Source organism: Virgisporangium aurantiacum (genome assembly GCF_016863635.1).
Taxonomy (GTDB): Bacteria; Actinomycetota; Actinomycetes; order Mycobacteriales; family Micromonosporaceae; genus Virgisporangium; species Virgisporangium aurantiacum.
The window spans coordinates 97793-112065 of sequence record NZ_BOPG01000009.1 but is presented as its reverse complement, the minus strand read 5'-3'; the positions used below and the strand labels follow the sequence as shown (position 1 = coordinate 112065).

The window sequence follows — 14273 nt, the reverse complement described above, 5'->3', positions numbered from 1 at the left end:
GGGGCCGTTCAGGTCGCGGTCTGTAGGCTTGGCCTGTGAAGTCCCGGGTGCCCGTTCTCCTGTCGAGCTCGTCGGTCTTTCCCGAGCCAACGGCGGCGGCCTTCGAGCTGGCCGCGGGCCTGGGCTACGACGGGCTCGAAATCATGGTCTGGACCGACCGGGTGAGTCAGGACGCCGGGGCGCTGCGCGGTCTCTCCGACCACTACCGCATGCCGATCCTGTCGATTCACGCGCCGTGCCTGCTGGTGACCCAGCGGGTGTGGAGCCCGAACCCCTACGAGCGGTTGCGTCGCAGCGCCGAACTCGCCGAGACGCTCGGCGCGCCGGTCGTGGTCGTGCACCCGCCGTTCGCCTGGCAGCGCGAGTACGCCCGCGACTTCACCGCCGGCCTCGCCCGGCTGCGCGAGGCGCACCCGAGCGTGAAGTTCGCCATCGAGAACATGTACCCGGTTCGGGTCGGCAAGCGGCAGATCGTGCCGTACGCGCCCGGGTGGGATCCGACGGTCGCCGGGTTCGAGCACTACACGCTCGACCTGTCGCACTGCGCCGCCGCCCGCGGCGACTCGATCGACATGGCCGACCGGATGGCCGGCGGGCTCGCCCACGTGCACCTCGGCGACGGCACCGGCGAGGGCCGCGACGAGCACCTGGTGCCCGGTCGCGGCACGCAGCCGTGCGGCCCGCTGCTGTCGTCGCTGGCGGGCCGGGGCTTCACCGGCTCGGTGGCGGTCGAGGTCGCGACGCGCAAGGCCGCCAGCCGTGGCGAACGCGAGGCCGACCTGGCCGAGGCCCTCCGGTTCGCGCGAACGCACCTGGGCACGACCGTCACCGCTTAAGGCCGGCTAAGCGTCGACCATCGCGAGCGCCTTCTTGCGCGCGCGGTGTGCGGCGACGTGCGACCGCGTCGCGCAGCGCTCGGAGCAGAACCGCCGGCAGTTGTTCGACGACGTGTCCAGGTACACGTTGCCGCACCGCTCGTCGGCGCAGACGCCGAACCGGGCGCTGCCGAACTCGCACAGCCACACGGCCAGCCCCCAGACGCCGCCGGCCACGTACTCGGCACTCACCGAGGCGCCCCGCCCGGTGACGTGCATGTGCCAGTCGGCGGTGTCGTGCCCGGAGATGCGGGGCTGCACTGGGAACGACACGAGGAGGGTGTTGAGCTCGGCGACGGCGTCGGCGTCGCGCCCGGCGGAGCCGTGCTCGAACACCTCGCGCAGCCGCTTGCGGGCCCGCCGCAGGGAGTGGAGGTCGCGCTCGGTGGCCTCCTTGGCCTCCCAGCTCTCCGGGCCGAACATCGCCACCATGTCCGCCATATCGGTCAATGGCGCATTCACCAGGTTGACCGCAGTGTGGGCGTAAGCCTCGAAGTTCACGCGCCAACGGTAACCACTATTCATTGCGTAAGCGATACGCAACCAAGTGTCCCTTACCGACGTGTAACACCAGCTAAACGCGCTCGCGAGTTAGCAGGCAGGTACGCTCCGGGCATGCTGCGCAAGGTGATTCTTGCCGCCGCCGGCTCCCACCGGGTCGAGCGGCTCGTCGAAAGTGCCCCGGTCAGCCGGAATGTGGTGCGTCGCTTCATCGCCGGCACGGGGTCGGACGACGCGTTGCGGTGCAGTCGCGAACTGGTCGACAACGGCCTCGCCGTGACCATCGACCACCTCGGTGAGGACACCACCAACCCGGCGCAGGCCGAGGCCACCGCGAACGAGTACCTGACCCTGCTCGACGCGTTGCACGCCGCCGAACTGACCCCGGCCGCCGAGGTGAGCGTCAAGCTCTCGGCGCTCGGCCAGGTCTTCGACGACAAGCAGGCATACGAGCACGCCCGCAGCATCTGCGCCCGGGCCAGCGAGGCCGGCACCACGGTGACCCTCGACATGGAGGACCACACCACCACCGACTCCACCCTGGAGATCCTGCACAAGCTGCGGGTCGACTTCCCGACGGTGGGAGTGGCGGTGCAGGCGTACCTGCGCCGGTCCGAGGCCGACTGCCGCGACCTGGCCGTCGACGGCCTGCGGGTGCGCCTGTGCAAGGGCGCCTACCGGGAGCCCGAGTCGGTGGCGTTCCAGACCCGGCTGGAGGTCGACAAGTCGTACGTGCGGTGCCTGAACGCGCTGATGGGTGGCACCGGCTACCCGATGGTCGCCACCCACGACCCGCGCCTGATCGCGATCGGTGAGGACCGGGCCCGCTGGTTCGACCGCAGCCCCGACGAGTTCGAGTTCCAGTTGCTGCACGGCGTGCGGCCCGACGAGCAGCTCCGGCTGGCCGGGCTCGGGTACACGGTGCGGGTCTACCTTCCGTACGGCACCGAATGGTACGGCTACATGATGCGTCGGATGGCCGAGCGCCCGGCGAACAGCGCGTTCTTCGTCCGGGCGCTTCTGTCTCGCGGCTGAGGGATCCGTCCGTAAAAGTCCCGCGTACCCAGGGGTGTGAATTTACGGATCCGGTCGGCCCTGGCCGTCGGTGCGGCGCTCGTGTTGCTGGGCGGACCGGCGGCCGTCGCGACCGGCAGGTTCGGACCCGCCGGGCGGGCCGCCGGGATTCCGGCCGCCGCGGGGGCGGCCGCACCGGACGGTGACTCCGACCCGGCCGCCGCGCGGGCCACCGAGGCCATCACCGCCGCGACCGGCGTGCAGGTCGCGGCCGTGAACCGCGGCGACGCCACCGCGTTCCTCACGCCCGTCGAGCAGCCGTTGCAGGAGGCGATGCGGCGCCGGTTCGAGGCGCTGCGCGCGGTCCGGGCGACCGACTTCGCGGCGCACCTGGACGGGCCGCCGAAGCCGGAGGCCGGTGGCTGGCGGGTCACCGTCGAGCTGACGTTCTGCGCGGGCGCGCCGGGGTGCGGCGCGGCTCCGGTGCTCGTCCCGACGCTCTGGACGGTGAACGGGGAAGGCGCCCATCTGGCCGAGTGGGGGAGGTCCACCCGCTACGGACCGCGGCCGTGGGAGGTCAGCGAGCTTCAGGCCGCGATCGGCAACCGGGTGGTCGTGGCGGCGTCGCCGCGGTACGCGTCCCGTCTTCAGGCGACGCTGCAGGCGGCCGAGAAGGCCGCCGAAAAGGCCGACCGCTACGCACGCTGGCGCCCGCCACCCTCGCGCTACGTGGTCTACCTGGCCGGTGCCGACGAGTGGTCGACCTGGTACGGCGTCAAGCAGCCGGCGTGGGCCGCCGGGTACGCCATGCCGATCACGCCCCAGCACACCGAGATCGTGCTCAATGCCGCCCGCATCGACGGCGGCGAGGCGCTCAACACGTTGACCCACGAGTTCTCGCACGTGAGCACGCTGGCCGGGGTCCGCCGCAACTACACCGACAGTTGGCTGCTCGTCGAGGGCATGGCCGAGTACGTGACGCACGTGGGCAAGCCGACCGGCACCTACCCGTGGCTGGGCGGCACCCGCGCGTACGTCGGCAGCGGCAAGTGGCCCGGCACCGCGGCGCTGGCCGCGCCGGCCGAGACGGCGAGCGTCGGCGACGCCACCGGCCGGTACGGGGTCGCGTACTTCGCGGTGCGCCGGCTCTCCGAGCGGTTCGGCGAGGACAAACTGCTCGCGTTCTTCGCCGCCGTGGCGCGGGACGGACGACCGGCGGAGCAGGCCGCACCGGAGACGTTCGGGGTGCCGTGGGCGGACGCCGCCGCGGACTGCGATCGATACGTCCGATCCGTCGTCGGCTGAAGTTCTTCTCAGGTACGGCGCACTACCATTCGCGGGGTGCGACGTCCTCCCTCGGTCGTGGCCGCCTTCCTCGTGATCGCGGCGGTGCTGGTCACGGCCGCGTCCTGTTCCGACGACTCCGACGACGTCGGCCTCGGCACCGCCGGCCGCGCCGACGTCACGGAGGTCGTCGACGCCCCGGCCACGGTCACCGCCCGCGCGGTCGCCACCCTCAGCTCACCGGCCGAAGGCACGCTGGGCCTGCTCGCCGTCGAGCCCGGTGCCACGGTCGCGCCCGGCCAGGTGCTCGCGGTCATCGATTCGCCGAAGGCGCAGCAGCAGCTCGCGACGGCGGAGGAGGCCCTGAATGCCTTGAGCCGCGGCGGTTCCTCGGTGGGCGGGGTCAAGGATCTGTCGGCCGCGCAGGGCCGCACCGATCAGGCGGCCGCCGCGGCCTTCGCGCAGGCGCGCGAGGCCGCGAACAAGATCACCGATCCGGGGACGCGCACCGCGCTGCTCACGCAGGTCGACGCCGCCGAGGCGGCCTACAAGGAGTCGTCCGCCTCGGCCCGGGCCCTGATCACGTCGGTGCAACGCGGGCTCGCCAGCGTCAGCCAGGCGATGAACGCGTTGACCGCCGCCCAGCGCACCCAGGCCAAGGCCGCCTACGACCTGGCGAAGTCGACGGTCGACGCGCTGACGCTGCGGGCGCCGGTGGCCGGCGTCGTCCAGTTGGGTGGCCCGGCCACCACGGCCGGACCGTCGATCACCGATCTGCTCGGCGGCAACGCGGCGGCGCTCGGCGCGGCCGGTGCGGCGGCCGGCGCGGCTCCGCAGGCCGCCGCCACCGGTCCCGGAATCGACCCGGCGCCCGCCGTCGGCACCCGGGTGAGCGCCGGTACCACGATCCTCACCGTGGTCGACCTCACCGGGCCGGGCCTGCTCGCCGAGGTCGACGAGACCGACGTGCTGCTGGTCACGCCCGGCATCAAGGCCACCGTCGAACTCGACGCCGCGCCGGGCGCGCGGTACGAGGCGACGGTGCGCTCGGTCGACCTGCTGCCCAGCGCGTCGGCGCAGGGCGGGGTGTCGTACCGGGCGCGCCTGGCGCTGGGCGCCGGCACGTTCGCCGACGGGCGGGCGGCGCCGGCACCGCGTCCGGGGATGAGCGCGGTGTCCCACCTGTCGGTGCGGTCGGCCGACGACGTCGTGGTGGTGCCGGCGGCGTCGGTGTTCAACGCCGACGGGCGCGACCAGGTGTGGGTGGTGCGCAACGGCAAGGCCGAGCGGATGCCGGTGACCGTCGGCGTGGCGGGTACCGACCTGGTGCAGATCACCGACGGGGTGAACGAGGGCGACCGCGTCGTGGTGCGCGGCGCCGACCAGGTGCGGGCCGGCCAGAAACTATGAACGCGGCCTTGGTGGCACAGGACCTCACCCGCACCTACGAGCTGGACGGGGTCACCGTGCCCGCCCTGCGCGGCGTGACGCTCGAGGTGCCGACCGGCGGGTACGTGGCGCTGCTCGGGCCGTCCGGTTCGGGCAAGTCGACGCTGATGCACCTGCTCGGCGGCCTCGACCGGCCCACCAGCGGCACGCTGCGCATCGGCGGCCGCGACGTCGCGGACCTCGACGCCGGACAGTTGGCGAAGCTGCGCAACGAGACGATCGGGTTCGTGTTCCAGGCGTTCCACCTGCTCGCCCGCACCACCGCCGTCGACAACGTGGCGCTGCCGCTGGTCTACCGGGGGGTGCGCACGGGGGAACGGCGTCGCCGGGCCGCCGCGATGCTGGGCCGGGTCGGCCTCGGTCACCGGCTCGACCACCGGCCCAACCAGCTCTCCGGCGGCGAGCAGCAGCGGGTGGCGATCGCCCGCGCGCTGGTCACCGAGCCGGTGGTGCTGCTCGCCGACGAGCCGACCGGCAACCTCGACCAGGCGACCGGGCGGGCGGTGCTCGACCTGCTGGAGGAGATCAACGCCGAGCGCTCGGTGGCGCTGGTGATGGTCACCCACGACCGGGAGGTCGCGGCCCGGGCGCGGCGACAGATCGAGATGCGTGACGGCGTGGTCGTGAACGATTCCGAGGCCTCGTGAGGGTCGGCGAGGCGTGGCGGGTGGCCCTGGGCGCGCTGCGGGCGAACCGGCTGCGCAGCGGCCTGACCATGCTCGGCGTGATCATCGGCGTCGCGGCGGTGGTGATCCTGGTGGCGATCGGCACCGGCACCAAGCGGAAGGTCGAGCAGCAGGTCGAGGGCCTCGGATCCAACCTGCTGGTGGTGGTGCCGGGCCGGGTCGAGTTCGGCGCGGCGCCGGCCGTCTCCCGCCTCGGCATGTCCGACGTCGAGGCGGTCACCCGCATCGTCGGCGACCGGAACCGGGTGGCGGCGAGCGTCGCGTCCGGCGAGACCGTCCGGGCCGGCACCAGGGACATGTTCACGAGTGTGCTGGGCACGCTGGAGACGTCCACCAATGTCTTTGTCCGGGATGTGGCCCGCGGTAGCTACCTCACCCGCACCGACGTCGACACGCAGCGGCGGGTCGCGGTGCTGGGCGCGACGGTGGCCCGCAACCTGTACGGCGACCGCGACCCGGTCGGGCAGCAGATCAACATCGCGGGGGTGCGGTTCCGGGTGATCGCGGTGTTCGCGCCGCTGGGGCAGAGCCTCGGCGTCGACCGGGACAACGAAGTACACATCCCGCTGACCACCGCGCACCGCGTCTTCGGCACCACGCGCATCGACGCGCTGGCGATCCGCGCGCCCAACCGGGACACCATCGACGACCTGGGCAAACGCATCGTTACCGAGCTTTCGCGGCGGCATCCGGAGACCGAGTTCAGCGCGGTGACGCAGGAGCAGATCCTCGGCGTGCTCGGCGACATCCTGGGCATCCTCACCGGCGTGCTGGCCGCGATCGCGGGGATCTCGCTGCTGGTCGGCGGCGTGGGCGTCTCGAACATCATGCTGGTGTCGGTGCGCGAGCGGACGCGCGAGATCGGTCTGCGCAAGGCCGTCGGGGCGAGACCCCGGGACATCGGGACGCAGTTCCTGCTGGAAGCCGTGCTGCTGACCTCGCTCGGCGGCACCATCGGCATGGCGCTCGGTGTGGGCACGTCGCTGCTGGTGTCGGCCCTGTCGCCGATCCCGGCGGCGATCACCTGGTGGTCGCTGGCGCTGGCGTTCGGCGTCTCGGCGGCGGTGGGGATCATCTTCGGTGTGGTGCCCGCCCAGCGCGCGGGTCGGCTCGATCCCGTGGTGGCTCTGCGCACCGAGTAGACACGAAATGTGGTGAAAAGCCGCGCCCGTCACACCAGTCCGGCTACCTTTCTAGTACGTAGACGGACGGGTACGGAGGAGTCATGACCGCAGCACCTCAAGGCGACGCCCGGATCGAATCCAGGTCCGAGGCTCGCAACGACGAGCGGCTTGGCGACGTCCGCTTCCTGACCGTCGCGGAAGTCGCGTCACTGATGCGCGTGTCGAAGATGACGGTGTACCGCCTCGTCCACTCGAACGACCTCACCGCCGTGCGGGTGGGCCGGTCGTTCCGGGTGCCCGAGCACGCCGTGCACGCGTACCTGCGCGGGGCGTTCCGCGAAACAGCCTGACCAGTTTCCCTATCCGGTGGCAGGCGGGCTACCCTGGAGCGCGCAAACTATTTCGTCGTGCCCGGCGTCAGATGCCGGCGAGTACGCGCGTACGCGTTAAGGGGAACATTCGTATGGGCTCGGTCGTCAAGAAGCGCCGCAAGCGTATGGCCAAGAAGAAGCACCGTAAGCTGCTGCGCAAGACCCGCGTCCAGCGTCGCCGTCTCGGCAAGTAACAGATAGCCGGAGCCCGTGAGCGACGGGAAACCGAGCAGCAGACGTCGCGCTGACAAGGTCGCCGCTGTCGGCGACAAATCAACCGTTTCGGCGCGCGGCACCTCGTCCCGTCGTAAGGCCGCACCCAAGGCCCCCAAGCCTGTCGTGCTCGTCACCGGCGTCGGGCGGTATCTGGGCGCGCGGGTCGCGGCCCGGCTGGCCGGTGACCCCGCGATCGGCCGGGTCATCGGCATCGACGCGAACCCGCTGGCCGATGTCGACATGGCGGGCGTGGAGCTGCACGAGGCGCAACTGCGCACCGGTGAGCTGCTGAAGCTGTTCGGTACCGCCGACATCACCGCGGTGGTGCACCTCGCCGTGGCCACCGCGCCCGATGGGCAGCGCGGTGGCCGTGCCGCGATGAAGGAATCCAACGTCATCGGCACGATGCAGCTGCTGGCCGCCTGCCAGCAGGCGCCGCTGCTGAGCAAGCTGGTGGTGCGGTCGTCCACGGCCGCGTACGGTGCGTCGTTCCGCGATCCGGCCGTCTTCACCGAAGACACCGAACCGAGAGACGTGCCGCGCGGCGGCTTCGCGCGCGACGTCCTCGACATCGAGGGCTACGTGCGCGGCTTCTGCCGTCGCCGGCCCGACGTGGCCGCCACCGTGCTGCGGTTCGCGCCGTTCATCGGCCAGCAGGCCGACACGCGGCTGTCGCGGTACTTCTCCATGCCGGTGGTGCCCACCGTGCTGGGTCGCGACCCGCGGCTGCAGTTCGTGCACGTCGACGACGCGCTCGAGGTGCTGCACCGGGCGATCGTCGGCACCCATCCCGGCACGTACAACGTCGCCGGCCGCGGCGTCCTCACGCTGAACCAGGCGATCCGCCGCGCCGGCCGGATCGCCGCGCCCACGCTCGAACCCGGCCTCAGCGGGGTCGCGGCGTTCGCGAAGCGGTCGGGCATGCTCGACTTCTCGCTCGACCAGCTCGACCTGTTCGTGCACGGCCGGGTCGTCGACACCTCGGCTCTGATCGAGGAGTTCGGGTTCGAGCCGCGCACCACCGCCGAGGCGTTCGACGAGTTCATCCGGGCACAGCAGCCCGGCCCGCTGCGGCCGCAGCGCCTCCGCGAGGCCGAGAAGCTGGTGCTGGAACAGATCCGCCGCGTCCGCGGCGCAATTAGGCAGAGTAGTAGCGATGACTGACATCTGGGACGAGCGGGTCGCCGGCGTGATCGCCGCCCTGCGGCACCGGCTCACCGGCGACTACGAGGTCGACGAGTTCGGCTTCGACAAGCACATCACCGACTCGGTGTACCTGCCGCTGCTGCGCCCGTTGTTCCGTAACTGGTTCCGCACCGAGGTCTCCGGTACGGAGAACATCCCGGTCGACGGTGGCGCGCTGATCGTCGCGAACCACTCCGGAACGATCCCGCTCGACGCGCTCATGCTCAGCGTCGCGGTGCACGAGGCGGCCGAGCGCTACCTCCGCCTGCTCGGCGCCGACCTGCTGTTCCGTATGCCGGTGCTGTCGGAACTGGCCCGCAAGGGCGGCGGCACGCTGGCCTGCGGCCCCGACGCGGAGCGCCTGATGGGCAACGGCGAACTGGTCGGCGTCTTCCCGGAGGGGTTCAAGGGCGTCGGCAAGCCGTTCACCGACCGGTACAAGTTGCAGCGCTTCGGCCGCGGCGGCTTCGTGTCGGCGGCGCTGCGCACCGGTGTGCCGATCGTGCCGGCCGCGATCGTCGGTGCCGAGGAGAGCTACCCGATGCTGGCCAACGTGAAGCCGCTGGCCAGGCTGTTCGGGCTGCCCTACTTCCCGGTGACGCCGACGTTCCCGTGGCTGGGCCCGCTGGGCATGGTCCCGCTGCCCAGCAAGTGGCTGATCGAGTTCGGCAAGCCCATCGAAACCAGCCACCTCAGCGACGACGTCGACGATCCACTGGTGATCTTCAACCTGGCCGACCAGGTGCGCGAGACCATCCAGCAGTCCCTCTACGAACTCCTGGAACGCCGCCCCGACCCGTTCTCCTAGGTAAGTTTGCCGAGGTCGAGGGCGAACCACTCGACGGCCTCGTCGGAGCCGGTGGACCACCACACGGTCGAGCCGCGGGCCTGTACCGTCGCGACGGCGGTGGCCAGCACCGCCGAGCGGCCGGTGGAGACGTCGAACAGCATCAGTTTCAGCGTGCCGGTGCCGGACGACGTGGTCTGTGCCAGCACCTCGAACCGGTCGATCAGGGCCACGTCGAGCACCGCCGACGAGATGGTGCCGGCCGCCATCCGTTTGCGGTCGGAGCCGTCGGGGCGCATGACGTCGGTGCGGGCCGGTTGGCCCGCCGCGCCGAGGATCATCACGCGGCACCACACGGGGCCGCAGTTCACCAGTTCGTTGGCCGCGCCGGAGACGGTCCGGCGCTCGCCGGTGACCAGGTTGCGCAGCTCGACCGAGCCGCCCTGGCTGCCGCCGGCGCTGGTGAGCCACGGCCACGCCGACAACGCATAGGCGCCGTCGACCGACTGGACGGCGACCCGCCCGCCGCCCAGCGGCACCGACCTGACCTCGGTCGACTGCGTGCCCTCGCCGGCGGCGGCCCAGTGCACCCGGCCCTCGATGATCACCACGTCGTACTGGGAGTTGAAGAAGATCACCGCGCCGGTGTCCGCCGTCAGCACCGACGCGCCGCCGGCCCGCCACGACGCGCGGTACAGCACCGAGGTGGCGGCGGCCGCGTCGCTGTTGGAGGAGACCATGAACACGAGGTCGTCACCAGCGGTGGCGAAGCCGTTGAACTGCGGGTTGTCGCCGGCCGGCCGGCGCAGCACCTCGCGCTCGGCCGAACCGGACCGCACGATCAGCCGCAGGTGGGCGCCGTCGCCGGTGAGCGCGGTGCCGACCGACGTCGCCGGGTCGAGGTGGAACAAGGGCGTGTACGCGCGGCCGTCGCCGAGCCGGCCCGGCGACCGCACGATCGACGCCGACGGCCAGAGATCGGTCACGGCGGTCTCGGCCGTGGGCGGTGGTGGTGGCGCGGCGGGTTCGGGCATGGTCAGCAGCCGGCCGGCGGCCAGCACGGCGACAACCAGGCCGACCGCGCCGGCCACACGGGAACGGTTGGTCACAGGGCCTTGCGCACCGCGTCCGCTACGAGGGTTCCCCGGCTGCGCCGCCGCCGGTGCAGCGAAAGCCCGGCCACGGCGGCACCGGCCAGAATTCCGGTGCCCAACGCCGCCGGCACCGCGACCCGCGCCGCCTTGCGGCCGGTGCGGAAGTCGCGGAGTTCCCAGCCGCGCCGGCGCGCCTCGCGGCGCAGCGCGGAGTCGGGGTTGACGGCGACGGCGTGCCCGACGATCGACAGCATCGGGGTGTCGTTCACCGAGTCGCTGTAGGCCGAGCACCGTTCGAGGTCGAGCCCCTCGGCGGCGGCCAGCGCGTGGATCGCCTCGGCCTTCGCCGGGCCGTGCAGCATGTCGCCGACGAGGCGGCCGGTATACTCGCCGTCGCGGATCTCGGCGACCGTGCCGAGCGCGCCGGTGAGCCCGAGCCGCTGCGCGATGATCCGGCCCAGTTCGACCGGCGCGGCGGTGACCAGCCACACCCGCTGCCCGGCGTCGAGGTGCAGCCGGGCCAGCGCGTGGGTGCCCGACCAGATGCGGTCGGCCATCAGCTCGTCGAAGATCTCCTCCGACAGCCGCTCGAGCTCCTCGACCCGCCAACCCTCGACGAACGCCAGCGCCGCGGCCTTCGCAGCCGTGACGTCGCCGCCCTGCTCGGCCGCGATCACCCGGAATTTCAACTGTTTCCAGGCGAAGCGGACCATGTCGCCGGTGGTGACGTACTTGCGCCGGGCCATGCCGCGGGCGAGGTAGTAGATCGACGCGCCCTGCATCATCGTGTTGTCGACGTCGAAGAACGCGGCGGCGCTGGGGTCGGCGGGAACGGTGAGGGCGGCCTCGACCTCGGCGGCGGCCCAGCCGGCGGCCGTGGTGATCAGCCGCTTTCGGGGCTCGGACCGGGTTCGGCGCCAGGAACGCTTCGTGTTGGCAGGCAGCTGAGTCATGTGTTCTCGGCCTCCCTTCCGCACGCGAGCCTAACCGAGCCGTCACCCGTCCCGAGCCGGACAAGATGAACGGCGCCCGGCGAAATGTCGCCGGGCGCCGTTGTGATCGGTGAACTAACCGAACAGGCCCTCGACGGCCCGCTTGATGCTGTCGATCACGCCGCCGTCGTCGGACTCGCTCTCGCCGGCGTCGGGCGTCGCCGAGGCGCCGGCCTCGGCCGACTCCGAGGGGCCCGTCACCGCGTTGCGTCCGCCCACGGTGGGGGCACCGGTCGCGGGCGGTGCCGGCCCGGTCGGCTTGGCGGTCGCCTCCGGGGCCTTGTCGGGCCCGCTGCGGGAGGCCGGTGGTGCGGCATTTCCGCAGACGACCGGCAGCGCGCCGAGTTCGTCGGTGGGCACCTGCAGGTCGGGACACTTGATGGTGTTCTGCAGCCCGCTGGCCCGCTCGCTGATCCGCTTGAGCAGGTCGACCGACTCGGTGGCCCGCACCTTCGCCGGACCGTCGAGCCGGTTGGCCAGGTTGGCCAGGATCGGCTGCTGGTCGCGGGTGAACTGCTGGACGGCCTGCAGGCCGGCCACCTCGCCACGGTCGACCGCGGCGGTGGTGAGCAGCCGGGAACCCTCCCGCATGCCGGTGTCCATGTCGTCGAGCACCGGGTCGAGCTTGTTCACATCGCCGCCCAGCGCGCCGGCCTCGGCCAGCCGCTTGCGGGCGAACTCCAGGTTCAGCTGGCCCCGGCTCACATCGGAACCGGCGAGGGCCAACTGCGCCTGCTCGGCCGACCGCTTGACCTTGTACAACGTGTCGCCCGGCATCGCGTCACCGCTCGCGGCGGAGACACCGAATGCGCCGAACGAGCCCGCAGCGATCGTCGCGATGATCGCGCTGCGGGTGCGGCCGCTCGGCAACAGGTCGCCGAGCTTGCGCCGCTGCGGTGACTCGACGTCGGGCTCGGACGCGGTCGCGCCGATGCCCTCCCGTTCGATGCGGGCCATCAGGCTCGCGCGCAGTCCGGTACGGAATTCGGGATCCACCTCGACGACCAGCGGTAGAGTCGTTACCCGCTGGCCGATGGTCACCATTCCGGTCAGGTCGCTGTCCCCGTCCGACCAGGAATGATGCCGGCGGGCGCCGGCCGCTTCGTCGAGCAGTTGGGCAAAGCGCTCGGCGCGCCGGCTGGGAAACACTGGCGTGATCACCGGGAGCACCCCCCTTCGCTCTGATTGACGTCAACGGCGCGGAACGGGCCGAGCGGGCAGAACCCAAGCGGCCAGGACCGGCGGGCGCCTGGCCGCCGGTCGTACCCGTTCCAACGGAGCCGAAAGGCTGGGGTTACGGCGGACCGTTCCCCGAACGAGTGGCGCGTGACCGGCGTCACCGCCGTCGTCATGACTTGAAGCCCTCCGGGAGCAATCGGGCCAGCGCTCGCACCGCGCGGTACTGCAGCGCCTTGATGGCGCCCTCGTTCTTGCCCATCGCCTGCGCCGTCTCCGCCACCGAGAACCCGTGCAGGAACCGGAGCACGATGCACTCCTGCTGCTCGGGGTTGAGCTGCTTCACGGCGGTGAGCAGGGCGACGTTGGTGATGTGGTCGACCACGGCCGCTTCCGGGCTGCCCTCGGGGCCCCGGTCCTCGCGGTCGGCGTCGAGCACGTCGCCGGTGGTCACCTCGAGCCGGTAGCGACCGGACTTGAAGTGGTCGGCGACCAGGTTGCGGGCGATCGTCACCAGCCAGGCGCCGGGGTCGCGGCCCTGCCAGGTGAAGCTGCCGATGCGCTTGAGGGCGCGCAGGAACGTGTCGGCGGTGAGGTCCTCGGCGAGTTGCCGGTTCCCGACGCGGAAGTAGATGAAGCGGAAGACCGTGTCGAGGTAGCGGTCGTAGATCTGGCCGAACGCGTCGGCGTCGCCGGCCTGGGCGCGTTCGACCAGCACCCACACCCCGGCGGCGGCGTCGGTGGGGTCGGGCCGCGTCTTGACCGCCGCGGGTTCCGGCTCCGGCGGCTCCGGCTGGGCGGGCACCTGCGATCCCCCGCGGCCCGGATCCAGGCCCGTATGCCCGTGGCCCAGGGAGTCGGAATGGTCTCGCTGCGGATGCGGGACCGGCGACGGCTTGCCGCCGAGGCGAGCATCCGCCGCCTTCGAGTTCCCGCCGGGGGTGTACGGCTGGGACTGGTCGCCGACGCCGGGTCGGTTACGGGTGCGGGGGACGCCGTTGCCGCGCTGGATGCCCGTGGACATCATGAGGCCGGCGTTTTCGAGCCCGGCCTTCCAGGCGTCGGCCATGGCGTACCGCAGGGTGTTCAGGCCTCGGGTGAGGACGGAACGGGCAGCGAGCACCTCGGGGCTTAAACCCGTGACGCCCGCCAGGCCCGTCGTGGACGGGATCGACGTCACAGATCCGCCTTCCGGTCGCTTGCAGGATCGATCGAGAGGTAGAAATCTCCCAACAGCCTCAAGAGGTCAGCTTCCGGTAAAAAACATGGCATTGCGGCCTCCTCGGTCTGAGGGGGATCGGAACACAACAAAAGGGGTGAGCCGACCCGCCGATACTAGGGCCGTAGTCACCCCCGTGTGGGAAGTCCGCTACACGGAGGCCCATCGTGAACATCTGCCGCTGTCCGTCGTCGCACATCGGGTGCGATTCGACCTTGCGACACGCCGCATTGTCTTGGTGACACGCCGTTTCATGAGCGTTCCGCTAGGTCCTGATCACGCTTCGAATTTGGGGTCGCC

General features: G+C 71.7%; 15 protein-coding genes. 10 read left to right on the top strand and 5 right to left on the bottom strand.

The genetic code is table 11. From position 1 onward, the window contains the following. The first annotated feature begins 35 nt into the window (after window positions 1-35). Window positions 36-836 (top strand): sugar phosphate isomerase/epimerase family protein, encoded by an 801-nt coding sequence (locus tag Vau01_RS06310; protein ID WP_203988230.1) that lies wholly within the window; start codon window positions 36-38, stop codon window positions 834-836. A 6-nt stretch (window positions 837-842) separates the two neighbouring features. Here Vau01_RS06310 and Vau01_RS06305 read toward each other — a convergent pair whose 3' ends face one another. Then, entirely contained in the window at window positions 843-1376 is a 534-nt protein-coding gene (locus tag Vau01_RS06305) for a CGNR zinc finger domain-containing protein (RefSeq protein WP_203988228.1), read from the bottom strand. A gap of 114 nt (window positions 1377-1490) precedes the next feature. Between Vau01_RS06305 and Vau01_RS06300 the strand changes: the two genes are divergently transcribed. The 9 genes from Vau01_RS06300 to Vau01_RS06260 all read left to right on the top strand — a co-directional run bounded on the left by Vau01_RS06300 (window position 1491) and on the right by Vau01_RS06260 (window position 9513). After that, window positions 1491-2411: a proline dehydrogenase family protein gene (locus Vau01_RS06300; protein WP_203988226.1), complete on the top strand. Its 921-nt coding sequence runs from the start codon at window positions 1491-1493 to the stop codon at window positions 2409-2411. 36 nt (window positions 2412-2447) lie between these two features. Beyond that, a complete protein-coding gene (locus Vau01_RS06295) occupies window positions 2448-3695 on the top strand; it encodes a hypothetical protein (protein WP_203988224.1) in 1248 nt (415 codons plus the stop codon). A gap of 36 nt (window positions 3696-3731) precedes the next feature. Continuing rightward, window positions 3732-5084: an efflux RND transporter periplasmic adaptor subunit gene (locus Vau01_RS06290; RefSeq protein ID WP_203988222.1), complete on the top strand. Its 1353-nt coding sequence runs from the start codon at window positions 3732-3734 to the stop codon at window positions 5082-5084. Beyond that, window positions 5081-5770, top strand: a complete 690-nt coding sequence (locus tag Vau01_RS06285) for an ABC transporter ATP-binding protein (protein ID WP_203988220.1) — start codon at window positions 5081-5083, stop codon at window positions 5768-5770. Before Vau01_RS06290 ends, Vau01_RS06285 begins: the two co-directional genes overlap by 4 nt. Then, window positions 5767-6951 (top strand): ABC transporter permease, encoded by a 1185-nt coding sequence (locus Vau01_RS06280; RefSeq protein ID WP_203988219.1) that lies wholly within the window; start codon window positions 5767-5769, stop codon window positions 6949-6951. The genes Vau01_RS06285 and Vau01_RS06280 overlap by 4 nt, the downstream gene beginning before the upstream one ends. 83 nt (window positions 6952-7034) lie before the next feature. Further along, entirely contained in the window at window positions 7035-7283 is a 249-nt protein-coding gene (locus Vau01_RS06275; protein ID WP_203988217.1) for a helix-turn-helix domain-containing protein, read from the top strand. A gap of 71 nt (window positions 7284-7354) precedes the next feature. Then, entirely contained in the window at window positions 7355-7498 is a 144-nt protein-coding gene (locus Vau01_RS06270) for a 30S ribosomal protein bS22 (RefSeq protein ID WP_444546020.1), read from the top strand. A gap of 145 nt (window positions 7499-7643) precedes the next feature. Further along, window positions 7644-8684 (top strand): NAD-dependent epimerase/dehydratase family protein, encoded by a 1041-nt coding sequence (locus Vau01_RS06265; protein ID WP_203988614.1) that lies wholly within the window; start codon window positions 7644-7646, stop codon window positions 8682-8684. Beyond that, window positions 8677-9513 (top strand): lysophospholipid acyltransferase family protein, encoded by an 837-nt coding sequence (locus Vau01_RS06260; protein ID WP_203988216.1) that lies wholly within the window; start codon window positions 8677-8679, stop codon window positions 9511-9513. Before Vau01_RS06265 ends, Vau01_RS06260 begins: the two co-directional genes overlap by 8 nt. Here Vau01_RS06260 and Vau01_RS06255 read toward each other — a convergent pair. The 4 genes from Vau01_RS06255 to Vau01_RS06240 form a co-directional block, all read right to left on the bottom strand. Continuing rightward, the gene (locus tag Vau01_RS06255) at window positions 9510-10583 is read right to left on the bottom strand and encodes a hypothetical protein (protein WP_203988215.1); all 1074 of its coding nucleotides are present in this window, start codon (window positions 10581-10583) and stop codon (window positions 9510-9512) included. The genes Vau01_RS06260 and Vau01_RS06255 overlap by 4 nt on opposite strands. 14 nt (window positions 10584-10597) lie before the next feature. Continuing rightward, the gene (locus tag Vau01_RS06250; RefSeq protein ID WP_203988214.1) at window positions 10598-11539 is read right to left on the bottom strand and encodes an HAD family hydrolase; all 942 of its coding nucleotides are present in this window, start codon (window positions 11537-11539) and stop codon (window positions 10598-10600) included. Window positions 11540-11653: 114 nt separating this feature from the next. Next, window positions 11654-12739, bottom strand: a complete 1086-nt coding sequence (locus Vau01_RS06245) for a DUF5667 domain-containing protein (RefSeq protein ID WP_203988213.1) — start codon at window positions 12737-12739, stop codon at window positions 11654-11656. 187 nt (window positions 12740-12926) lie between these two features. Continuing rightward, window positions 12927-13934 (bottom strand): sigma-70 family RNA polymerase sigma factor, encoded by a 1008-nt coding sequence (locus tag Vau01_RS06240; RefSeq protein ID WP_373320181.1) that lies wholly within the window; start codon window positions 13932-13934, stop codon window positions 12927-12929. Between the last annotated feature and the right edge of the window lie 339 nt (window positions 13935-14273).